Source organism: Streptomyces sp. NPDC046727 (assembly GCF_040645635.1).
Taxonomy (GTDB): Bacteria; Actinomycetota; Actinomycetes; order Streptomycetales; family Streptomycetaceae; genus Streptomyces.
On sequence record NZ_JBEYYR010000002.1, the window covers coordinates 1 to 24496 of the forward strand.

General features: G+C 72.3%; 6 protein-coding genes. 3 read left to right on the plus strand and 3 right to left on the minus strand.

Annotated elements, in window-relative coordinates:
• The first annotated feature begins 33 nt into the window (after window positions 1-33).
• Window positions 34-14568 (plus strand): amino acid adenylation domain-containing protein, encoded by a 14535-nt coding sequence (locus ABZ937_RS02255; RefSeq protein ID WP_361684740.1) that lies wholly within the window; start codon window positions 34-36, stop codon window positions 14566-14568.
• A complete protein-coding gene (locus ABZ937_RS02260) occupies window positions 14565-18248 on the plus strand; it encodes an ABC transporter ATP-binding protein (RefSeq protein WP_361684742.1) in 3684 nt (1227 codons plus the stop codon). Before ABZ937_RS02255 ends, ABZ937_RS02260 begins: the two co-directional genes overlap by 4 nt.
• Here ABZ937_RS02260 and ABZ937_RS02265 read toward each other — a convergent pair.
• Genes ABZ937_RS02265 through ABZ937_RS02275 form a run of 3 tightly spaced genes read right to left on the minus strand, consistent with a single transcriptional unit; the run spans window position 18238 to window position 21141 of the window.
• Complete coding sequence (locus ABZ937_RS02265; protein ID WP_361684744.1) at window positions 18238-19032, minus strand: alpha/beta hydrolase; 795 nt, start codon at window positions 19030-19032, stop codon at window positions 18238-18240. The two genes, ABZ937_RS02260 and ABZ937_RS02265, sit on opposite strands and share 11 nt — an antisense overlap.
• A 27-nt stretch (window positions 19033-19059) precedes the next feature.
• Window positions 19060-19974, minus strand: coding sequence for an LLM class flavin-dependent oxidoreductase (locus tag ABZ937_RS02270; RefSeq protein WP_361684746.1), 915 nt, complete (start codon window positions 19972-19974; stop codon window positions 19060-19062).
• 33 nt (window positions 19975-20007) lie between these two features.
• A complete protein-coding gene (locus ABZ937_RS02275; protein ID WP_361684748.1) occupies window positions 20008-21141 on the minus strand; it encodes a zinc-binding dehydrogenase in 1134 nt (377 codons plus the stop codon).
• A gap of 187 nt (window positions 21142-21328) precedes the next feature.
• Here ABZ937_RS02275 and ABZ937_RS02280 point away from each other — a divergent pair, with 187 nt between their 5' ends.
• Window positions 21329-24496 (plus strand): amino acid adenylation domain-containing protein, encoded by a 3168-nt coding sequence (locus tag ABZ937_RS02280; RefSeq protein WP_361684750.1) that lies wholly within the window; start codon window positions 21329-21331, stop codon window positions 24494-24496.

Genomic DNA, 24496 nt, shown 5'->3' on the forward strand with positions numbered 1-24496 from the left:
TCGTCGTCGGTGGTGGGTGAGGCGCCGGGGTTCATGAAGGCGACGCCGAGTCATGTGCCGTTGTTGGTGGCGTCGCCGGTGCAGGTGTCGCCGTCTCACGAGTTGGTGTTGGGTGGTGAGGCGTTGGTGGGTGCGGATGTGGCGGTGTGGCGTCGTCGGCATCCGCAGGCGGTGGTGTTCAACGCGTATGGGCCGACCGAGACCACGGTGAATGTGACGGAGTTCCGGGTGGGTCCGGGTGTGGTGCTGGGGTCGGGTCCGGTGCCGATCGGGCGTCCGCGGGGCGGCAGTCGGGTGTTTGTGCTGGATGAGTGGTTGCGTCCGGTGCCGGTGGGTGTGCCGGGTGAGTTGTATGTGTCGGGGGTGCAGCTGGCTCGGGGGTATGCGGGTCGTGCTGGTTTGACGGGGCAGCGGTTTGTGGCGTGTCCGTTTGCTGCGGGTGAGCGGATGTATCGCACGGGTGATGTGGTGCGCTGGCGTGCTGACGGGGAGTTGGAGTTCGTCGGGCGTGTGGATGCGCAGGTTCAGGTGCGTGGTTTTCGGATCGAGCCGGGTGAGGTCGAGGCGGTGCTGGCCGGGCACGGGGGTGTTGCGGCTGCGGTGGTGGTGTTGCGCGAGGACCAGCCCGGCGACAAGCGCCTGGTCGCCTACGCGGTGGCGGAGGGTGGGGCGGTGCTCGACGGGGAGGTTCTCCGCAGCTATCTGAGTGGTCGTCTGCCGGAGTACATGGTCCCGGCCGCGGTCGTGGTCCTTGACGACCTCCCGTTGACCGGGCACGGCAAACTCGACCACCGCGCCCTGCCCGCACCCGAGTTCCAGGGAGAGTCGCATCGCGCTCCGCGCGACACCCGTGAGAAGGCCCTCGCCGAGATCTTCGCCGAAGTGCTGGGCGCGGAACGGGTCGGCATCGACGACAGCTTCTTCGACCTCGGCGGACACTCCCTGCTCGCCACCCGCGTGGTCAGCCGCGTACGTACGGACCTCGGAGCGGAGATGCCGCTGCGCGTCCTGTTCGAGCGTCCCACGGTGGCCCAGCTCGCGCAGTGGGCGGCGGATGCCGAGCAGGCCCGGACCGCGCTGACACCGATGGACCGGCCGGCCGAAGTGCCGCTGTCCTTCGCCCAGCGGCGCCTGTGGTTCCTCAACCGCTTCGAGGGAACGACGGCCGCCACCTACAACATGCCCGTCGTCCTACGACTGACCGGTCCACTGGACCGGGACGCGCTGGCCGCCGCGCTGCGGGACGTCGTGGGGCGGCACGAGAGCCTGCGTACCGTCTTCCCCGAAGGCCCCGACGGCACCCCCTACCAGCACATCGTCACCACGGCGGAGGCATGCCCGTCCCTGACGGCCACCACGGTGTCGGACACCGACCTGGGGAACGCCATCGCCGCGGAGGTGATGAGCGGCTTCGACCTGACGTCTGGCGTCCCCCTGCGGGTGCGGCTGCTCGCGGTGGCGGAGGACGTGCATGTGCTGGTGGTGGTGTTGCATCACATCGCGGGTGATGGTTGGTCGATGGCGCCGTTGGCCCGGGATGTCGCGCGGGCTTACGAAGCGCGGATCGACGGGCGTGCCCCCGCGTGGGAGCCGCTGCCGGTGCAGTACGCGGACTACGCGCTGTGGCAGCGTGAACTGCTCGGTGACGAGTCCGACCCGGACAGCCTGATAAGTCAGCAGGTCACCTACTGGAAGCAACAACTCGCTGACATTCCCGCCCAGTTGGAGCTGCCCGCCGATCGGCCCCGCCCCGCCGTCGCCTCGTATCGAGGTGACAGCGTCCACTTCGAGGTGGGCGCCGACGTCCACGCCGGCCTGGCACAGCTGGCCCGGGAGTCGGGCGCGAGCATGTTCATGGTGGTGCAGGCGGCACTGGCCTCGCTGCTGTCCCGTATGGGTGCGGGCACGGACATCCCCATCGGTTCGCCGGTGGCCGGCCGCACCGACGAGGCGCTGGAGGACATGGTCGGGTTCTTCGTGAACACGCTGGTGCTGCGCACCGACCTGTCCGGTGACCCGACGTTCCGCGAACTGGTCGACCGGGTCCGGGAGAGGGATCTCGGGGCGTTCGGGAACCAGGACGTTCCGTTCGAGCACCTGGTGGAGGTGCTGAACCCGGTCCGGTCCCTGTCCCGGCACCCGCTGTTCCAGGTGGCGCTGGCCTTCCAGAACCAGAGCCGGCTCGATCTCCGGCTTCCCGACCTCGACGTTCATGCCGAGCCGCACGACAGCGCCGCGGCGAAGTTCGACCTCTCCCTGGGACTGTCGGAGCGCTTCGACGACCAGGGCGCTCCGGCGGGCCTGGCTGGGGCTTTCGAGTTCGCCACGGATCTGTTCGACCGGGTGTCGGTTGAGGGTTTGGTGGAGCGGTTCGGTGGGCTGCTGTCGGCGGTGGTGGCGGATCCGGATGTGCGTGTTGCCCGGTTGGAGGTGTTGTCGTCGGGTGAGCGTGGGGAGTTGCTGTCGGGTTGGCAGGGCGAGCGGGTCGATGTGCCATGGGCCTCTTTGCCCGTCGTGTTCGAGCGGCAGGTCAGGCGTGGTGCGGATGCGGTGGCGGTGTGCTTTGAGGGTGTGGAGCTGTCGTATGCGGAGTTGAACGCGCGGGCGAACCGGTTGGCTCGGTTCTTGGTGGGTTGCGGTGTGGGTCCGGAGGAGCGGGTGGCGTTGGTGTTGCCGCGTTCGCCGGAGCTGGTTGTGGTGATGCTGGCGGTGTTGAAGGCGGGGGCGGCGTATGTGCCGGTGGACCCGCAGTATCCGGCGGAGCGGATCGCCTACATGCTCCAGGACGCCCGGCCGGCCGTCGTGATCACCAGCGCATCCGTACAAGCGGCGGTACCCGAAGACACCGACGTGCTTGTACTGGAGGACATCGCGGACACCGTGTCGGCGGAGGCCGGTGCGGACCTGTCGGACACCGACCGCCGCAATCCTCTGCTGCCCAACCACCCTGCCTACGTGATCTATACGTCGGGTTCGACGGGACGCCCCAAGGGTGTGGTCGTCGGGCATGCGGGCGTGGTGAACCTGGCCCTGGACCACGTGGCACGGCTGGGCATCGGTGAGGAGAGCCGTCTGCTGCAGTTCGCTTCGCCGAGTTTTGATGCGGCGGTGGCGGACATGTGGCCGGCGTGGCTGGCCGGGGCGACCTTGGTTCTCGGCACGGCCGAGCGCCTGGTCCCCGGACCTGAGCTGGTGCGCCTGGTGCGCGAGTACGGGGTGACGCACGCGACGCTGCCGCCGGCCACGCTGCCGGTCCTCGGGGAGGCCGGGGGCCTGCCCGAGGGGCTGACCCTGGTGGTGGCGGGTGAGGCGTGTTCGCCGGAGGTGGCCCGGGAATGGTCGCGCGGCCGTCTGATGGTCAACATCTACGGCCCGACCGAGGCGACGGTGGCCTCCACGGCGAGTGCGCCGTTGTCGGGTGAGGGCGTGCCGCCGATCGGTCGTCCGGTGTGGAACACCCGCGCCTATGTGCTGGACGACCGGCTGCGTCCGGTGCCGGCCGGTGTGGCCGGAGAGCTGTACCTGGCGGGCGCGCAGCTGGCCCGGGGGTATCTGAACCGGCCCGGTATGACGGCTGACCGCTTCATCGCCGACCCGTTCGCAGAACCAGGTGCGCGCATGTATCGCACTGGCGATGTCGTGCGTCGTCGCCGGGACGGTCAGCTGGAGTACGTCGCTCGTGCCGACGAGCAGGTCAAGATCCGCGGCTTTCGGATCGAGCTGGGCGAGATCGAGACAGTGATCGCCGGGCATCCGCAGATCGCCCAGGCCACGGTGATCGCACGCGAGGACCAGCCCGGTGACAAGAGGCTGGTCGCCTACGTCGTACCGGCGGCTGGACAGGACGGGCTTGAGGGTGCGGACATTCGACGCTACGTGGCCTCCGTATTGCCTGAGTTCATGGTCCCGGCCGCCGTCGTGACCCTCCCCGAACTCCCGCTGACCGCGCACCGCAAGATCGACCGCCGGGCCCTGCCCGCCCCGGACTTCACCGCGGCCGTGTCCTCGCGTGCCCCGCGCACCGAGCGTGAGCAGGTCCTCGCCGGGATCTTCGCCGAGGTGCTGGGCGTGGAACGGGTCGGCATCGACGACAGCTTCTTCGACCTCGGTGGACACTCGCTCCTCGCCACCCGCGTCATCAGCCGCATCCGCACCGTACTCAACATCGAACTCCCCCTCCGTGCCCTGTTCGAGGGACCCACGGTCGAGCAGCTGGGCCGTAGCGTCGAGCTGGCCGGTGCCGCGCGGGCCGCGCTGGTCCCGGCTGTGCGACCCGTCCATGTGCCGTTGTCGTACGCGCAGCGCAGGATGTGGTTCCTGAACCGCTTCGAGGGTGCGACGGCCGCCACGTACAACATGCCCGTCGCCCTGCGGCTCAGCGGCCTGCTGGATCGCGAGGCCCTGCGTGCGGCCCTGCGCGATGTCGTCATGCGTCACGAGTCCCTGCGCACGGTGTTCCCCGAGGGTCCCGACGGCACCCCCCACCAGCAGGTGCTGGACATCGATGGGTGTGGCGGGGTCGACCTGCCCGTCGAGACGGTCACGCCCGATGGCTTGCCGGCGCGTCTCGGTGAACTCGCGGCACATGGATTCGACCTGACGGTCGAGGCGCCGTTGAGGGCGAGGCTGCTCGTGCTGGACGACACCACCCACGTCCTGGTCGTCGTCCTCCACCACATCACGGGTGACGGCTGGTCGATGGCACCGTTGGCACGCGACCTCGCGACAGCGTACGAGGCGCGGGCCGCGGGGCAGGCGCCGGCATGGGAGCCGCTGCCGGTGCAGTACGCGGACTATGCGCTGTGGCAGCGCGCGGTCCTCGGTGACGACTCCGACCCGGACAGTCTGATCAGCCGACAGCTGGCGTACTGGACCGGTCGACTCGCCGATCTGCCGGATCAGTTGCAGCTGCCCACCGACCGGCCCCGGCCCGCCGTCGCCGGCCACCGGGGCGGGCGGGTGACCTTCACTCTGGACGCGGAGCAGCACCACCGGCTCTCCCGGCTCGCCCAGGAGTCCGGGGCCAGCCTCTTCATGGTCCTTCAGGCGGGGTTCGCGGCGCTGTTGTCCCGGCTGGGTGCGGGGACGGACATCCCGATCGGTACGGCGGTGGCGGGCCGTACCGACGAGGCGCTGGACGAGCTGGTCGGGTTCTTCGTGAACACGCTGGTGCTGCGCACCGACCTGTCCGGTGACCCGACGTTCCGGGAACTGGTGGAACGCGTCAGGGAAGTGGATCTGGCCGCGTACGGGCACCAGGACGTGCCGTTCGAGCACCTGGTGGAGGTGCTGAACCCGGTCCGGTCCATGTCCCGGCATCCCCTGATCCAGGTGATGCTCGTGATGCAGAACACGGAGGAGGCCGAGCTGCGCCTGCCGGGGCTCACCGTGTCCGCCGCGGCGGCGCCGACGAACGTGGCCCGGTTCGACCTGTCCGTCTCGATCGCCGAGCGGCGCGACCCGGACGGCCGGGTCGACGGCCTGGCAGGCGTCTTCGAGTACGCCACCGACCTGTTCGACCGGTCCACGGCCGAGGCGCTGACCAGCCGGTTCGTCAGCCTGCTGCGCCAGGTGGGCGACGATCCCGGCCGCAGGGTCGGCGCGGTGGAGGTGCTCGCCCCCGGTGAGCGGGAGCTGCTGCTGCGCGGGCGGAACGACACGGCGGTGCCCGTGCCGGACCTGACCGTGCCCGCACGGTTCGCTCGGCAAGCCGCCGCGACGCCGGACGCCACCGCCGTGATCTGCGGCGATGTGACGGTGACGTACGCGGAGCTGAACGCCCGAGCGAACAGGCTCGCGCACTGGCTCATCGAGCAGGGCGTCGGCCCTGAGCAGCGGGTCGCACTCACGTTGCCCCGGTCCGTGGACCTGGTCGTGGCGCTGCTCGGCGTCCTGAAGGCCGGCGGTGCGTATGTGCCCGTCGACACCGGCCATCCGGCGGCACGCGTCGCGTTCATGCTGGAGGACTCCGCACCGCTGCTCGTGCTCGGCCCGGACGACATGGCGGGCGGCTTCGCAAAGTACCCGGACACCGAGCCCGCCCCGGTGGGTTCCGCACTCGGGGACGCCGCGTACGTCATCTACACGTCCGGATCGACCGGCAGGCCGAAGGGTGTCGTCGTCCCGCACGGTGCGCTCGTCAACCTGCTGGCCTCGCTGCGGGACAGGTTCGCGCTGCGGGCCGGTGACCGGCTCCTCGCGGTGGCGTCGGTCGCGTTCGACCCCGCGACCGTGGAGATCCTCCTGCCGCTGGTCGCGGGCGCCGGCCTGGTCCTGACCGACAAGGCGACCCTGACCCGGCCCGAGGCGCTGCGGGAGCTCATCCGTGGCGCCGGGGTCACCTTCATGCAGGGCACGCCGTCGTTCTGGCAGACACTCGTCACGTACGACCCGGGCATGCTGCGGGGACTGCGGGTCGGCACGGGCGGTGAAGCGCTGTCCGCGCAGCTCGCCGAGACGCTGTGCGCGCACGCCGACGAGGTCGTCAACCAGTACGGGCCGACCGAGGCGACGGTCACGACCACACTCGCCGACATCGTCCCCGGCACGGACATCCCGCCCATCGGGCATCCGATCGCCAACGCCCAGGTGTACGTCCTGGACGAGCGGCTGCGCCCGGTCCCGCCGGGAGTCCTCGGCGAGCTGTACATCGCCGGGCACGGCCTGGCGCGCGGCTACCTCGCCCGTCCCGCCCTCACCGCCGAGCGGTTCGTCGCCCACCCCTATGGGCCCGCCGGGGCCCGCCTGTACCGCACCGGTGACCTCGCACGGTGGACCACCACCGGCGGGCTGGAATACGGGGGCCGCGCCGACAGCCAGGTCAAGCTGCGCGGTTTCCGTATCGAACCGGGGGAGATCGAGGCCGCCCTCGTCCGTCACCCGCGGACCGCCCAGGCGGCCGTCGTGGTCCGCGAGGACCGGCCCGGCGACCAGCGCCTCGTCGGATACGTCGTGCCCACCGACGGCGACGGCCCGGTGGACCCGGCCGAGCTGCGGAGCTTCGTCTCCGGCCTGCTGCCCGACTACATGGTCCCCAGCGCGGTGCTGCCGCTCGACGCCCTCCCGCTCACCCCCAACGGCAAGCTGGACCGGCGTGCGCTGCCAGCTCCGGCGTACACCGCTTCCGGGCGTGGTCCACGCGACGCCCGCGAGGAAGCCCTCTGCGCCGTCTTCGCCGAGGTGCTCGGGCTGGAGCGGGTCGGCGTCGACGACAGCTTCTTCGACCTCGGCGGTCACTCCCTGCTCGCCACGCGCGTGACCAGCCGGATCCGCACCGTGCTCGGTGTGGAGGTGCCGCTGCGGGACCTGTTCGAGGCACCGTCCGTGGCGCGGCTGGCGGAGCGCGTCGCCGCTGCCGGCGTCGCGCGCCGGGCGCTGACGCCGATGCCTCGCCCCGACTCGGTCCCGCTGTCGTTCGCCCAGCGCAGGCTGTGGTTCCTCAACCGTCTCGAAGGGCCGGAGTCCGCCACCTACAACGTGCCTCTCGTCTTCCGTCTGACGGGCCGGCTCGACCGCGAGGCGCTGGCCGCCGCCCTGCGGGACGTGGCCGAGAGGCACGAGTCGCTGCGGACCGTCTTCCCCGAAGGCGACGACGGCGTTCCCCACCAGCTGCTGCTGCCCACGGCCGACGTCGGCCTCCCGGTCCGCGAACTCCGGCAGGACGAGCTGCCGGCCGCGGTGGCCGAGGTGACCGGCCGCGGGTTCGACCTGCGGACCGAGGCGCCGCTGCGCGCCGCCCTGTTCGCGCTGCCGGACGGGGCCCATGTGCTGGTCGTGATCGTGCACCACATCGCGGGCGACGGCTGGTCGATGGCCCCGCTGGCCCGGGACGCGGCCACGGCGTACGCGGCCCGCACCGAGGGGCACGCTCCCGTGTGGGAGCCGCTGCCGGTGCAGTACGCGGACTACGCGCTGTGGCAGCGGGAGCTGCTCGGCGACGAGTCGGACCCGGGCAGCGTCATCGCCCGGCAGGTCGCCTACTGGACGGCACAGCTCGCCGATCTGCCGCAGCAGCTGGAGCTGCCCGTGGACCGGCCGCGTCCGGCGGTGGCCTCGTTCCGGGGTGACCGGGTGACGTTCGAGGTGGACCCGGCGGTGCACGCGGGCCTCACCGCACTGGCCCGCGAGTCCGGTGCCAGCCTCTTCATGGTGGTGCAGGCGGCGTTCGCGGCGTTGCTGTCCCGCATGGGCGCGGGTACGGACATTCCGATCGGTTCGCCGGTGGCGGGCCGTACTGACGAGGCGCTGGACGAGCTGGTCGGGTTCTTCGTGAACACGCTGGTGCTGCGGACGGATGTGTCGGGTGACCCGACGTTCCGGGAGCTGGTGGAGCGGGTCCGGGAGACGGACCTGGCCGCCTACGCGCACCAGGACGTGCCGTTCGAGCACCTGGTGGAGGTCCTCAACCCGGCCCGCTCCATGGCCGCGCACCCGCTGTTCCAGGTGATGGTCGCCTTCCAGAACACCGCGGAGGCCCGGCTGCACATGCCCGGACTGGACGCGGCGGCGCTGGACACGCCGGGCTCCGCCAAGTTCGACCTCTTCCTCAGCCTCGCCGAGCGGACGACCTCCGGCGACGAGCCCGCCCACGGCCTCACCGGCGTCCTGGAGTACGCCGTGGATCTCTTCGACCGGGGGACGGTCGAGGGTCTGGTGGAGCGGTTCGCGCGGGTGCTGTCGGCGGTGGTGGCCGACCCGGATGTGCGGGTGGGTGCCGTGGCGGTGCTGTCCGAGGGCGAGCGTCATGAGCTGGTCGTGCGGCGGAACGACACGGGTGTGGTGGTGCCGTGGGTGTCGTTGCCGGAGTCGTTCGAGGCGCGGGTGGCGGTCGATCCTCGGGCGTGTGCGGTGGTGTTCGAGGGTGTGGAGCTGTCGTACGGGGAGGTGAATGCTCGGGCGAACCGGTTGGCGCGGTTGTTGGTGAAGCGCGGGGCGGGGCCTGAGCGGGTGGTGGCGTTGATGCTGCCGCGTTCGGAGTGGTTGCCGGTGGCGTTGTTGGCGGTGGTGAAGTCGGGTGCGGCGTATCTGCCGGTGGATCCGGAGTATCCGGCGGAGCGGATCGCCTACATGCTCGATGACGCGCGGCCGGTGTGTGTGCTGGGCTCGGCCGAGACGCTGGAGCGGTTGCCGGCGCAGTGGGCGGAGCACGGTGTCGACCTCGCCACGCTGACACTCGACGACTGTCCGGCCGGGGACCTGTCGGCCGGGGAACGCGGTGGAGTGCTACTCCCCGAGCATCCCGTGTATGTGATCTACACGTCCGGGTCGACGGGGCGTCCGAAGGCGGTGGTGTTCCGGGCCGGAGCGATGGCCAACCTGCTCGCCTGGCACACGGGCGACCGCGCGGGCGGTGTGACCGCCCACTTCACCTCCATCAGCTTCGACGTCGCCGCCCAGGAGATGTTCTCCACCCTGTGGTCCGGCGGAACCCTCGCGGTACCCCGCGACGACGTTCGCAGAAGCCCCGCGGAACTGGTCCGCTGGCTCGACCGGCACGGCGTGACCCAGCTGTACGCACCCAACCTCGTCATCGAGGCGGTCGCCGACGCGGCCACCGAACTCGGCCTGCCGCTCCCGGAGCTGCGGGACGTGGCGCAGGGCGGTGAGACGCTGACGGTACGCGACGGCGTACGTGACTTCTTCGTCCGGGTGCCGGGGCGCCGGCTCCACAACCACTACGGTCCGACCGAGACGCACGGCGTCACGGCGCTGACGCTGGAGGGTGACGCACACGCGTGGCCGGTGACGCCGTCCATCGGCCGGCCCGTGGTCAACAGCCGGGTGTACGTGCTCGACGACCGGCTGCGTCCGGTGCCGGTGGGTGTGGCCGGAGAGCTGTATCTGGCGGGCGCGCAGGTGGCCCGCGGGTACCTCAACCGGCCGGGCCTGACGGGCGAGCGGTTCGTCGCCGACCCGTTCGCCCGGCAGCCCGGGGAGCGGATGTACCGCACGGGCGACCTGGCGCGCTGGCGTGCCGACGGAACGCTGGAGTTCCTGGGCCGGGCGGACTTCCAGGTGAAGATCCGCGGCTTCCGGGTCGAGCCGGGCGAGATCGAGGCGGTGATCGCCGGGCATCCGCAGGTTGCGCAGGTGGCGGTGATCGCGCGCGAGGACCGGCCCGGGGACAAGCGCCTCGTCGCCTACGTCGTACCGCGGACGGCGGCAGCGCTCGACGACGGCGAGCTGCGCCGCCATCTGAGCGGCCGGCTGCCCGGGTTCATGGTCCCGGCCGCGATCGTCACCCTGACGGAGCTGCCCCTGACCGCGAACCGCAAACTGGACCGGCGCGCCCTGCCCGCACCGGAGTACACCTCCTCGGGGCGCGGCCCGCGGGGCGGCCGGGAAGAAGTCCTGTGCGCGGTCTTCGCCGAGGTGCTGGGGGTGGAGCGGGTCGGTGTCGACGACAGCTTCTTCGACCTCGGCGGGCACTCCCTGCTCGCCACCCGGGTGATCAGCCGGCTGCGCGCACTGCTCGGCGTGGAGCTGCCCCTGCGCATCCTGTTCGAGGGGCCGACGGTGGCCCAGCTCGCCGAGCGGATCGCGGACGCCGGAGCCGCGCGTGCGGCGCTGGTCCCGGTCGACCGCCCCGCCGAGGTGCCGCTGTCCTTCGCCCAGCGCCGCCTGTGGTTCCTCAACCGCTTCGCGGGCGGCACGGCCTCGGCGTACAACCTGCCCATCGCGCTGCGCATCACCGGAGCCGTGGACCAGGCGGCGCTGCGCGCGGCGATCCGCGACGTGGTCGCCCGGCACGAGTCGCTGCGCACCGTGTTCCCCGAAGGCGTCGACGGCACGCCGTTCCAGCACGTCCTGGACGTGGACGACGCCTGCCCGACCCTCCTCGCCGTGCCGCTGACCGGGGCGGAGCTGCCCCAGGCCCTGGCCGACGAGACGGGGCGCGGCTTCGACCTGGCGTCCGAACCGCCGCTGCGGGCCTGCCTGTTCGCGGTGGACGGCACCTCACACGTCCTGGTGGTGGTGCTCCACCACATCGCGGGTGACGGCTGGTCGATGGCGCCGTTGGCGCGGGACGTGGCCACCGCGTACGAGGCCCGCACCGACGGGCGCGCCCCCGCGTGGGAGCCGCTGCCGGTGCAGTACGCGGACTACGCGCTGTGGCAGCGGGAGCTGCTGGGCGACGAGTCCGACCCGGACAGCCTGCTCGGCCGGCAGGTCGCGTACTGGAAGGACCACCTCGCCGACCTGCCCGAACAGCTGGAGCTGCCCGTCGACCGGGCCCGCCCCGCGACGGCGTCGTACCGGGGCGACCACGTGACCTTCACGCTCGACGCGGACACCCACGCGGGTCTGGCGGAACTGGCCCGGGAGTCGGGCGCGAGCATGTTCATGGTGGTGCAGGCGGCGTTCGCGGCGCTGCTGTCCCGGCTGGGCGCGGGGACGGACATCCCGATCGGTTCGCCGGTGGCGGGCCGCACCGACGAGGCACTGGACGACCTGGTCGGGTTCTTCGTGAACACGCTGGTGCTGCGCACCGACCTGTCCGGGGACCCGACCTTCCGGGAACTGGTGGAACGCGTCAGGGAAGCGGACCTGGCCGCCTACGCGCACCAGGACGTGCCGTTCGAGCACCTCGTCGAGGTCCTCAACCCGGCCCGCTCCCTGTCCCGGCACCCGCTGTTCCAGGTCATGCTGACCTTCCAGAACACGGAACAGGCCCAGGTACGGCTCGACGGCCTGGCGGTCACGGCGGAAGCGACACCCGCCACCACAGCGAAGTTCGACCTGTCCCTGAGCGTCCGCGAGACATGCGGCCCCGACGGCACCCCCACAGGGCTCGCCGGAACCTTCGAGTTCGCGGTCGACCTGTTCGACCGGGCGACGGTCGAACAGATCTCGGCACGGTTCGGGCGGCTGCTCGCCGCCGCCGTGACCGACGCCGACCGGCCCGTCGCCGCCCTGGAGATCCTGTCCGCGGACGAGCGCGAGGAACTGGTCGGCGGCCCGCGGCGCCCGGCCGCCGACGTCGACACCCGGACGCTGCCGGACCTCTTCGAGGAGCGGGCGGCGCGCGTCCCGGAGGCGACGGCCGTCGTCTTCGAGGCGGCGGAACTCACCTACGCGGAGCTGAACGCGCGGGCCAACCGCCTCGCCCGGCATCTGATCGGACACGGCGCGGGGCCCGAGACCACGGTGGCCCTGGCACTGCCGCGCTCCGCGGACGCGGTGGTGGCGATGCTGGCGGTCCTGAAGACCGGCGCCGCCTACGTGCCGGTGGACCCGCGGTACCCGGCGGAGCGGATCGCCCACATGCTCGGGGACGCCCGGCCCGCCGTGGTGCTCACCAGCGCGGCACAGCAAAGCTCCATGACGCGGGGCACGGTCCTCGTGCTGGAGGAGATCGCGGAGGCCGTCGCCCGGGAGTCCGGCGCGGACGTGCCGGACACGGCGCGGAACCGGCCGCTCCTGCCCGGCCACCCCGCGTACCTGATCTACACCTCGGGCTCCACCGGCCGGCCGAAGGGCGTCGTCGTTCCCCACGAGGCGGTCACCGGCCACCTTCGCTGGATGGCCCGGGCCTACCCCCTGGACGCCACGGACAAGGTGCTCGCCCGTACCTCGTTCAGCTTCGACGCCTCCGTCTGGGAGATCTGGCTGCCCCTGCTCACCGGCGCCGCAGTGCACCTGGTGAGCGCCGACGTCGCCGCCGACCCGCACCAGCTGGCCGACCAGCTCACCGGGCACGGTGTCACCGTCGCCCAGGTCGTGCCGTCACTGCTGTCCGAGCTGTGCACGGCCGCCGTGGCCGCCGGCACCACGGACGCGTCCCTGCGACGGCTGTTCGTGGGCGGTGAACCCCTGCCCGCCGCCCTGGCCGAACTCGCCCAGGACACCTGGGGCGTGCCGTGCGTCAACCTGTACGGGCCCACCGAGTCCACCGTCCAGGTCACCCACCACGAGGCCCGGCACGACCGCACCGGCACCGACGCGTATCTGCCCGTCGGCCGTCCCGTGCCCGGGGTGCGCGCGTACGTCCTCGACGACCGGCTGCGCCCCGTGCCCGCGGGTGTTCCCGGCGAGCTGTACGTCGCCGGCGGCCAGCTGGCCCGCGGCTACGCGGGCCGCGCGGGCCTGACCGCCGACCGTTTCGTAGCGGACCCCTACGGGCCTCCCGGCGCGCGCATGTACCGCACCGGTGACCTCATGCGGCGGCGCCGCGGCGGCGAGCTGGAGTTCCTGGGCCGGGCCGACGAGCAGGTCAAGCTGCGTGGCTTCCGCGTCGAACTGGGCGAGATCGAGGCGGCCTTGATGGCGCAGTGGCAGATCTCCCAGGCCGCCGTCGTGCTCCGCGAGGACCGGCCCGGCGACCAGCGGCTCGTCGCCTATGTGCTGCCCGCCGACGGCACGCCGCTCGACGCCGACGAACTGCGGGGCCGCCTCGCGGAGCTGCTGCCCGACTTCATGGTGCCCACCGCCTTCGTGGCCCTGGAGACCTTCCCGCTCACCCCGAACGGCAAGCTCGACCGGCGGGCCCTGCCCCGGCCCGACGCCACCGCCCGCGGCGCCGGGCGCGCGCCGCGCAACCCGCAGGAGGAGGCCCTGTGCGGCCTGTTCGCGGAAGTGCTCGGCGTCACCGGGGTCGGCATCGACGACAGCTTCTTCGCTCTCGGCGGCCACTCCCTGCTCGCGACGCGCCTGATCAGCAGGATCAAGACGGTCTTCGGTGTACGGGTCTCCCTGCGGGCGCTGTTCGAGGCACCCACCGTGGCCCGCCTGCTCCAGCGGTTCGACGGCGACGACCCGGGCGACGGCCTGGCCCCGCTCATGCCGCTGCGCCCGGACGGCGACCGGCCCCCGCTCTTCTGCGTCCACCCCGCCAGCGGCCTGAGCTGGGCCTACGTCGGCATGCTGCAGCACCTCCACCCCGACCAGCCGGTGTACGGACTGCAGGCGCGCGGCATCGCCGAGGAACGGGCGCTGCCCGCCACCCTGCAGGAGATGGCCGCCGACTACGCGGCCCGGATCCGCGCGGTCCAGCCGACCGGCCCGTACCACCTTCTCGGCTGGTCGTTCGGAGCGGTCGCCGCGCACGCCGTCGCCACCGCGCTCCAGGAGCAGGGCGAGACGGTCGCGTTCCTGGCGCTCCTGGACGGCTACCCGCCGAGCGGCACGGAAGGGGACGAGCCCGACGTGCCGGATGAGGTGGACATCCTGGAGGGACTGCTGCGCGACATGGGCATCCACGACGACCTGCGCGACGCGGCCGTCCCTCCGCTCGTCAAGGCGGCGGAACTGCTGCGGCACCAGGGCGGAGCCCTCACCGGGCTCGACGAGAAGACGCTCGCCCGGGTCGTCGCCGTCTGCGCCAACGGCGTGCGGATCTCCGCCGGTCACCGTCCCGGGGTGTTCCGCGGTGACGTGGAGTTCTTCACCGCCACCGCCGGCCGGCCGGACCGGCAGGGCGCCCACACCCTGTGGGCCTCCTATGTCGAGGGAGACATCACCGACCACCCCGTCGACTGCGCCCACAGCGACATGACCACCGGGGCTCCCCTCAAGGAGATCTCCGAGGCGGTCGCCGCGAAGCTCGCCGGGAACGGGGGCGGCCGGTGACGTCTCCCGTCAGGCGGCGCGGCCCGCGCCGCACCGGCGAGCCCGGCCCGTCCGGCTCGCCGATGCGGCGCCTCCTGAGCTGCTGCCGTGACTACCCGCGCACCATGGCGCTCCTCCTGGTGGCCGCCGTGGCGGCCATCACGGCCTCGGCCGCGGTGCCGCTGATCTCCCGGGCCGTCGTGGACCGGGTCATCGTCGCCGGCGAACTGCCGCTGCTGCCCTGCCTGCTGGCGCTCGCCGGCGCCGGACTCGTCCGCTTCGGCGCCGGGGCAGCGCAGCGCTGCCTCGCCGCGCGCCTGTCCTGCGACGTCCAGCACGATCTGCGGATGCGCACGTTCACCGCGCTGTCCCGGCTCGACGGGGCGGGCCAGGACGCCCTGCCGACCGGGCAGGTGGTCAGCCGCTCGATCTACGACCTGTCCATGGCACAGGGCCTGCTCGCGCTGCTGCCCAACGTCCTCGCCAGCGTCCTGCTGCTGGTGCTGTCCCTCGCGGTCATGGTGGCCCTCTCGCCGCTGCTCACCCTGGTGATGCTGCTCGTGCTGCCCCCGCTGCTGCTGACCGCCTGGCACAGCAGCAGGCGCCTGTACCCCGCCACCCTTCAGGCGCGGCAGCGGGAGGCCGCCGTCGCCTCCGTCGTCGACGGCGCGGTCGCGGGGGTCCGCGTGGTGAAGGGATTCGCCCAGGAGGAACGGGAGCTGCGGGGCCTGGGCGCCGCCGCCAACGACCTGTTCACGGCGCGCCGGCGGGTCGTCCGCCTCAACTCCCTGTACAGCTCGACCCTGCAGGCGCTGCCGCTCCTCGGCCAGGTGGGCATCCTCGCCACCGGCGGCTGGCTGGCCTCGCGGGGCTCCATCTCCCTCGGCACGTTCGTGGCGTTCTCCACGTACGTCTCGCAGATCGTGTCCCCGCTGCGCGGTCTGGCCTCGGTCGTCACCGGTGTGCACCAGGCGCGGGCCAGCGTCGTGCGGGTCTTCGAGATGATCGACACCGAGCCGCTGGTGACGGACCGGCCCGGCGCGGCGCACCTGCCGCCCGGACCGGTCGATGTCGAGCTGGACGACGTGACGTTCGGCTACGGCACGGAGGGCGACGCGCCCGCGACCCTCGCCGGGGTCTCGCTCACGGTGCGGCCCGGAGAGACGCTCGCGCTCGTGGGCGCGCCCGGCTCCGGCAAGTCGACCCTGGCGCAGTTGCTCCCGCGGTTCTACGACGTGTGGGGCGGCGCCGTGCGCGTGGGCGGCCACGATGTCCGGGACCTGACCGCCGACTCGCTGCGCTCCGCGATCGGCCTGGTACCGGAGCACAGCTTCCTCTTCACCGGCACCGTACGCGACAACATCGCCTACGGCCGCCCGGACGCCACCGGGCCGGACGTGACCGCGGCGGCCACGGCGGCCGGAGCCGACGGGTTCATCCGCGAACTGCCCGACGGTTACGACACCCGGGTCGGCGAGCGGGGCTTCACCCTCTCCGGCGGGCAGCGGCAGCGCATCGCCCTGGCCCGCGCGCTGCTCACCGACCCGCGTGTCCTGCTGCTGGACGACGCCACCTCGGCCGTCGACCCCCGCACCGAGCGAGAGATCCACGCCACGCTCCGGCAGGTCATGACCGGCCGGGCCACCCTGCTCATCGCCCGCCGCCGGAGCACCCTCCAACTCGCCGACCGGATCGCCTTCCTGGACGGCGGCCGGGTCGTCGACAGCGGCACCCACGACGAACTCGTCGCCCGCTGCCCGGCGTACCAGGCCCTGCTGGCCGGCCCGGAGCCGGAACCCGAACCGGATCCGGCTCCGGGCGGCGAGGACGGCGCGGCAGCGGCCGGGCAACCGGAGTACCGGGACGCGCCCCCGCCGCCGGCGACCGCCGCCGCCCCCGGGGAACTCGCCGACCTGGTCCCGGCCGCCACCGCGCCGGCCCAGGACGCGGAGCCCGGCTACGGCCTGCGCCGCCTGCTGCGCCCCTTCCGCACCGCCCTCGTCCTGGGGGCGCTGCTGGTCCTCCTCGACGCGCTGGGCAGCGTCTTCGTGCCGCTGCTCATCCGCACCGGCATCGACGACGGCATCCAGCGGGCCGCGTCACCCGTGCTGCTCGGCACGTCGCTCGCCGCCGTCGCCGTCGTCCTGGCGGGCTGGGCGGTCAGCCTCGCCCAGATCCGGACGAACGGCGTGCTCGGCGAGCGGATCCGCTACCTGCTGCGGATGCGTGGCTTCGCCCACCTCCAGCGCCTCGACCTGTCCTACTACGAGCGGGAGCTGTCGGGCCGCATCATGACCAGGCTGACCGCCGACGTGGACGCGGTCGCCGGGTTCAGCCAGACCGGTTTCGCCACCGCGGTCGTCAGCTTCGTCTCCACCGTCACCGTCCTCACCGTGCTGCTCGTCCTGGACTGGCGGCTGGGCCTGGTGGTGTGCGCGGCGCTGCCCGTCCTGGCCGCGGCCACGGTCCTGTTCCGGCTGACGGCCGCCAAGGCGTACGACGCCGCCCGCGACAGCTCCGGCACCCTCAACGCCGAACTGCAGGAGCACGTCGCCGGTCTGCGCATCGTCCAGGCGTTCCGGCAGACGGACCGCGTCGCTGACCGGTTCGCCCGCAGGAGCGCCGCCTACCGCACCGCCCGGCTGCACGCCCAGCGCTACGCCGCCGGCTACTTCGGGCTCGTGGAGCTGCTGCCCGGGGTGAGCGCCGGATGCGTGCTGGCCTTCGGGGCGGACCGGGTCCGCTCCGGCGCCGTGACCATCGGGCTGCTCGTGGTGTTCCTGCTCTACGTCGACGTCCTCTTCGCCTCGGTGCTCCAGCTCTCGCAGGTCTTCGACGGATATCAGCAGGCGTCCGTCGGACTCCGCCGGATCCTGGACCTCTTCCGCACCCCGAGCGGCACCCCGAGAGCCGCAGCCCCCCGTCCGGTGCGGAAGGTGGCCGGCGCCATCGATCTCGTGGACGTCCGCTACCGCTACCCGGGCACCACCCGGGACGCGGTGCACGCCGTACGGCTGAGCATCCCGGCCGGACAGACGGTCGCGCTGGTCGGCAAGACCGGCGCGGGCAAGTCCACGCTCGTCAAACTGGTCGGGCGGTTCTACGACGTGACATCAGGTGCCGTACAGGTCGACGGGCTCGACCTGCGCACCCTGGAACTCGGGGACTACCGGCGCCGGCTCGGCATCGTCCCCCAGGAAACCCACCTCTCGGGCGGCACGGTGCACGACGCCATCGCCTACGGCCGCCCCGCCGCGACGGAAGCCGAGGTGACGGCCGCGGCCCGCGCGGTCGGCGCCCACGACCTGCTGTCCCGGCTCCCCGGCGGCTACCGGCACCCGGTCGGCGAGGGCGGCCGGAACCTGTCGGCCGGGCAGCGTCAGCTCGTCGCCCTCGCCCGCGCCCGGCTCGTCGACCCGGACGTCCTCCTCCTCGACGAGGCCACCTCCGCGCTCGATCCGGCGACCGAGGCGGCCGTGTCCGGCGCCGTCGCCCGGCTGACCGCCGGCCGTACCTCACTGCTCGTCGCGCACCGTCTGACCACGGCCGCACGCGCGGACCGCATCATCGTGATGGACGGCGGCACCGTCGTGGAGGACGGCAGCCACGAGCAGCTCCTCGCCCGGGGCGGGTACTACGCGGGCCTGTGGAACGCGGCTCTCCCCGGACACGACAGGGCGGACTCTCCCGTCACCCGTTGACGAAGAACGAGGTCAGGGCGTCGTTCACCGACCTCGGGTCCTCCAGGTGCCCGTAGTGCCCGCACCGCGGAATCTCGATGTAGCGGCAGCCGTCGACGGCGTCGGCCACCTCCCGGCCCAGGTGGGGCGGAGTGACGAGGTCGTCGCCGAAGGCGATCACCGCGCAGGGCACCCGGATGCCCGCGTAGTCCTCCAGCCGGTCCGGGATGAGCGTGCTCCGCAGCTGGTACCGGTAGCCCTCGCTCGCGTCGACCGGTCCCTCCATGAGGGCCATCCAGTCCTGAGCCCTGGAGTCGTCCCTGAGGGTGGACTGGGACAGGTTCTGCATCGCCCGCAGTACTCCGTGATGGGCCGGTGAGACGGTGGGCCCGCCGCGGCTCTGCTCGATCTCGGCCGTCACCACGGCCCGGCGCATGGCGTCGGTGCGTCCGCGGGTGGCCATGAAGACCGCCTGGCGCAGCAGACCGGGACGGCGCAGGGCGAGTTCCTGCGCGACGATGGCGCCCAGGGACACGCCCACCACCCGGCAGGGCGCCAGACCGAGGGCCTCGATGAGGTGGGCGGCGTCCTCGACCAGGTCGTCCAGGCCGAACGGCTCGATCGGCCCCGGTGCGCTGCCCCGGTTGTCGAAGGTCACCGTCCGGTAGCCGGCCCGGACCAGAGCCGGCACCTGGTGGGCGTCCCAGGACCGGGCTCGCCCACCGCTCCCCGTGATCAGCAGGACGGGTTCGCCCGCGCCCCGGACGGTGTGGGCGGCGGTGCGGTACGGCGTCCCAGCGGTCACGGTCCCCATTCCTTCTGCGTGCACGAATCACTCCGGCGTGTACGTGTCCGAGCCACCGGCGAGCTGCCTCGGCGCCTGTGACGCGATGCGCTCGAAGACCACCTCGTCGGCCTCGAACACGGAGTCCTCGACGGGCCAGTGGATGACGATCTCGGTGAAGCCCAGTTCGGCGTAGCGTCCGGCGAAGTCGACGAACGCGTCCACGGAACGCAGCGGGTCGCCGCCGCTGAAGCCCGTCAGCAGGATCCGCTCGATGTCCCCCGCCGCCCGCCCCTGCTCGGCGAGGGCCTTGTCCAGGTTCTCGGCCTGTTCGACGATCGTGGCGTGGAACCGCTGCTCGTCGCCGTCGGGCAGCCGTGGGTCGCCCAAGGTCACCCATGCCTGCCCATGGCGTGCCGCCAGCCGCATGCCCCGCGGCCCGGTGGCGGCCACCGCGAACGGCAGCCGTGGGGACTGGAGGCAGCCGGGCCGGTTGTGCGCCTCGTGGGCACGGTAGAACGCGCCGTCGTACGAGACGACAGAGCCCCTCAGGAGCAGGTCGAGCAGTTCGACGAACTCCTCGAAGCGGGCCGCCCGTTCACGCGGCGACCACGGCGCCCGCCCCAGGGCCGTGGCGTCGAAGCCGTTCGCCCCGGCGCCCACTCCCAGCGTGACGCGCCCTGCGGACACGTCATCCAGGGACATGAGTTCCTTGGCGAACGGCACCGGGTGACGGAAGGTGGGAGAGGCGACGAGGGTGCCCAGCCGGAGGGACCGGGTGGCCGCCGCGGCAGCGGCCAGCGTGGGTACGGCACCGAACCAGGCCCGGTCGCGCAGGCTGCGCCACGACAGGTGGTCGTAGGTGTAGGCGGCGTGGAACCCGAGTTCCTCGGCACGCCGCCACCTGCGGCCGGCGCCCTCGGTCCAGCGCCGGGTGGGCAGGATGACGGTACTCAGCCGCACAGTGACTCCCCTCGGACGTTCACCTCTCTCCGGCTACGGGCGCAGTACGGCCTTGAGGACCGAACCCGTGCCGACCTGCCGCAGGGCCTCCTCGCAGTCCGTCATCGGGAACTCGGTCACCAGGCTCTTGAGGTCGAACCGCTCGCTGAGAGCCGGCAGCAGGTTCACGTAGGCGACCAGGTGCGCCCCGGTGAATCCCCAGGAGCCGAAGAGGGACAGCTGGCGATGGACCAGCTGGTGCGGGTTGATGTCGATGTCGCCACGGTCGGTGTACTGCCCCACGACGAGGTAGGAGCCGCCCCGTCGCGCCATGGCGATGCCCTGGGGGACGGCACTCGGGGCACCGGCGCACTCGATGACGAGATCGGCGCCGTATCCGCCGGTCAGGGCGCGTACCTCGGCGAGCGCGGCCGTGGCGTCCAGGCCGTCGATGATGTCCAGGTGGTGGTCACCGATGCCGAGTCGTCCGGCGACCGCGAGGCGGGCCCGGGGGCCGCCCACCACGATCACCCGGGACGCGCCGGCCAGCTGCGCCATGGCGGCCGCGGCGAGCCCCACCGGTCCGCTGCCCTGGACCACGACCGTCTCGCCGAGCCTGACGGCACGCCGGCCGTACAGGGCGTGCGCCATGGTGGGGCCGGCACAGGCCAGTGACATCGCCGACAGCGGGTCCACGCCCGCGGGGACCTTGACCACACTGGTGCCGGCGCGCAGCAGCATGCGCTCCGACCAGGACCCGGACGGTCCGGGGGCGTCCGACACGGGGATGTTGACGCCGTAGGTGGTGCGCCGTTCGCACAGCGTCGGTTCTTCGTGCATACGGCACGGAACGCAGGAACCGCAGGAGATCGAGGACGCCCACATGACGGTGTCCCCGACCTCCAGGGTGTCCCCGTTCGCGTCACGCAGCCCGCCGGACCCGATCCGCTCCACCGTTCCGAGCCCCTCGTGCCCGAGGACCACGGGTGTGGGGATGTCCAGTCGTCCGCTCCACAGGTGCGCGTCCGTGCCGCAGACGCCGCCGTAACCCACCTTGACCAGGACTTCGCCGGGACCGACCGCGGCGATGTCCAGCTCTTCCAGGGCGAGGGGCTTGTTGAATGCGCGCAGGACCACGGACCGGGAGGTCGTGGGGTGGGCGTGCGACGTTTCCATGGGGCTCGGCATGGCCGGGACCCTAGAGGCGCGCCTTATCGACGCCGTATCAGTTCTCCCCTGCGAACGCGTCCGGTCGGGGCACTGCCCGGGGCACCGGGTGCGAAGCGGGCGCGATAACGAGACGAAAGCTGTGCGACCTACCTTCTGAGCTGGCGTGATGACATCACCACGGACGGCACCGGCAGGAGTCAGCGGCATGGCTGGAACATCGAGGCACGGTGCGGAGGTGCCCGCCAGGAATCCGCGCGCGCTGTTCGAGGAGCTCATCGGCCAGGGCGACACCCTGTGCGGGGCCTTCGCCGTTCAGGCCCGGGAGCAGGGAGACCGCACCGCGCTGATCGCAGGGGACAGGCAGTACTCCTACCGCACACTGGACGAGGTCTCGAACGCCTGGGCCCAGGAGCTGACGCGGCGCGGACTCGCGGCGGCGGGCGACATCGTTCCCGTCGTCATGCCGCGTTCGGCGGAGCTGGTCGTGGCGGTGCTCGCCATCCTCAAGACGGGCGCCGCGTACTCGCTCATCGCCCCGGAATGGCCGCGCGCCCGGCAGGAGGAGCTGGTGCGGCTCCTCGCCGCGCCGGTCGTCGTGACGACCGAGCCGGGCCGGTGGGACCTTCCCGCCTTCGTCCCCCCATCCGTAGAGCGGGCGGAGCGGCAGCTCACCCTCCCCGCCGCACCCGTCATCTCCCGCGATTCCCCCGCCACCGTCTTCTTCACCTCCGGCAGCACGGGCGTGCCCAAGGCGGTGGTGTCACCGCACCGGGCCACCGTCAGCCTGCTCCGTGATCCGGTGTTCCGCTGCTTCGCGCCGGGAAGCGTCATGCCGCTGGCCGCGGCGCTGCCCTGGGACGCCTTCAGTCTGGAGCTGTGGGGGATGCTGCTGTCCGGCGGAACGTCGGTTCTGATCGACGGCCCCTACCTGCTTCCCCTCTCGCTGCGGACGCTGACCGCCGCCCACCGGGTGAACGTCCTGTGGCTCACCGCCTCGCTCTTCAACATGTTCGTCGAGGAGGACCTGGGCTGCTTCGACGGTCTCGAACGCGTCTTCATCGGCGGCGAACGCCTCTCCCCGAGGCATGTGCGCATGTTCCTGGAGGCTCATCCCGGCATCACGCTGGTCAATGGGTACGGGCCCGTCGAGAGCACGGTCTTCGCGACCGTGCACGAGATCACGCCGGCGGACTGCTCACACGAGCACGGAATCCCCATCGGCAGAGCGGTGGCCGGCCGGCGGGTCCAGGTGATCCAGGACGGCAAGCCGTGCGCGGCAGGGCAGCCCGGCGAGCTGTACATCGCCGGCGACGGCCTGGCGCTCTCCTACCTCGGGCAACCCGCGCTCACCGAGGAGAGATTCGTCCGAGCCGACGGCCCGGGGCATGCGGACCGCAGGTACAGGACGGGTGACCTGGTCTCCGTCGACGCCGACGGGATCCTCCATTTCCACGGACGCATCGGCCGTCAGGTGAAGCTCCGTGGACACCGCGTCGAACTGGCGGAGATCGAGGCTCTGGTCCGGCAGGCGCCAGGCGTGACGGACTGTGTCGCCGTCCCCCGCACGGACGGCAACGGCACCTGCCACGGCATCGCCGTCTTCTACACCACGGAGCACGCGGCCGACCCGCGGCCCGACGAACTCCGGCGCGGCATCATGGCCCGCGCCCCCGGACACCTCGTCCCGGATCACTGCGAACACGTCGAGAACTTCCCTCTTTCCGCGAACGGCAAGGTCGACCACCGGAAACTGGCCGCCTCGCTGCCCCGCTTGGACGGGACCGCCGTCGCGGACCACGACGGGAAGGCCCGCGATCAGCTGGAAGCCGTCGTCGGATCGGCGTTCGCGGCGGTGCTCCACCGGGAGAGCGTGCCCCCTGACGTATCGTTCTTCGCGCTCGGCGGCACATCCCTGGACGCCGGCCGGCTGTGCACCAAACTGGGGCTGCTCCTGGGGGCGCCGGTCCCCATCTCGCTGATCATGGCCCACCCCACGCTCGACGGCTGCCTGGACGAGCTGCGCCGCTCGCGATCGGACGCGAACCGGCCCGTACCGGTCGAGCCCCGGAACGCCTCTCCACAGCAGGCGGTGGAACTCGTCGGCATGCAGGCGGGTTTCGCGATGGCACACGAATTCCACCCCGAGGACCTGGCACCGCTCTGCCCTTCCTTCTGGAGGATCGACGGCCCCCTGGACCTCGACGCCCTGGCCGAGGCCGTGCGTGACGTGGGGGAGCGCCATGAAGCCCTGCGGGCCGCGTACCAGGCCGTACCGAGACCTCGTGCCCTCGTGCGCACCGGGGATGCCCCCGCGTCCCTGGAGGTCCTGCCCTCGGCGGCCGATGAGGACGAGGCCGTCCGTCTCCTGAGGGAGCATGTGCTCACTCCGCTGAGCATCGAGAGCGCACAGGTATGGAGGTGCGCGTCCATCGCCTGCGCGACCACGCACTTCCTCGCGATCTGCGTCCATCACATCGCCTTCGACGCCTGGTCGCAGCGGATCCTCCTCGGGGAGCTGGCCCTTGCCTACACGGCTCGTCGTGCCGGGGTGCGGCCCGACTTCGGCAGGGCCCCGGCCTCCCTCGCGGACGCCCTGCGGGAACGCGCGCTGCAACTGTCCCCGCAACGGCTGTCACAGCAGCTCGCCTTCTGGTCGGAGGCACTCACCGGCCTTCCCCCGCTCGACTTCGGTCCCGCGCCGAACCCACCGGGCCACCCCCTCCCACCGGCCGAAGCGTCCTTCTCCTTGCCGGCAGCGGACGCCTCCAAGCTGGAAAAGGCAGCGGTCGAAGCCGGTACGACCTTGTTCACCGTGCTCCTGGCCGCCTACGCCACGGCGCTCCACCGGACCCTCGGGCAGGACGCGTTCGGTATCGGCGTCCCGGTCGCCAAGCGCGACATACCTTCCGCCGACAGCTTCGTGGGCTGCCTGATCAACACGCTGTGCATCCCGTTCCGCGGCCTCGACGACGACTTTCCCTCGGTACTGCTCGGCACCCACGACATCGTCATGACGGCGTTCGCCGCCCAGGACGTGCCCTTCTCCGAGGTGGTCGGAACCGTCCGCCCGACCCGCTCGGACCGCCACCCCCTGTTCCAGACCATGTTCGCCCTCCAGGACGTCGATCAGGAGAGGTTCGGCCTTCCGGATTGCCAGGTGACCGGCATCGACGCCGCGCATCCGCGCTCCATGCACGAGCTGGTCGTGGAAGCCTGGCCGCAGCCCGACGGCGCCCTGAGGATCACCTTCGACCGTCAGCCGGAACGCGTCTCCGCGCAGACCGTCCAGGCCGTACGGGCGGCCTACCACGAGCTTCTCGCCAGGGTGGTCGCCGATCCCGGGACCACCGCACGACGTGACACAGCACATTAG

Coding starts and splice junctions, on each gene's coding strand:
- ABZ937_RS02280 (WP_361684750.1), top strand. CDS start 21,329: ATGGCTGGAACATCGAGGCACGGTGCGGAGGTGCCCGCCAGGAATCCG.
- ABZ937_RS02275 (WP_361684748.1), bottom strand. CDS start 21,141: ATGCCGAGCCCCATGGAAACGTCGCACGCCCACCCCACGACCTCCCGG.
- ABZ937_RS02255 (WP_361684740.1), top strand. CDS start 34: ATGAAGGCGACGCCGAGTCATGTGCCGTTGTTGGTGGCGTCGCCGGTG.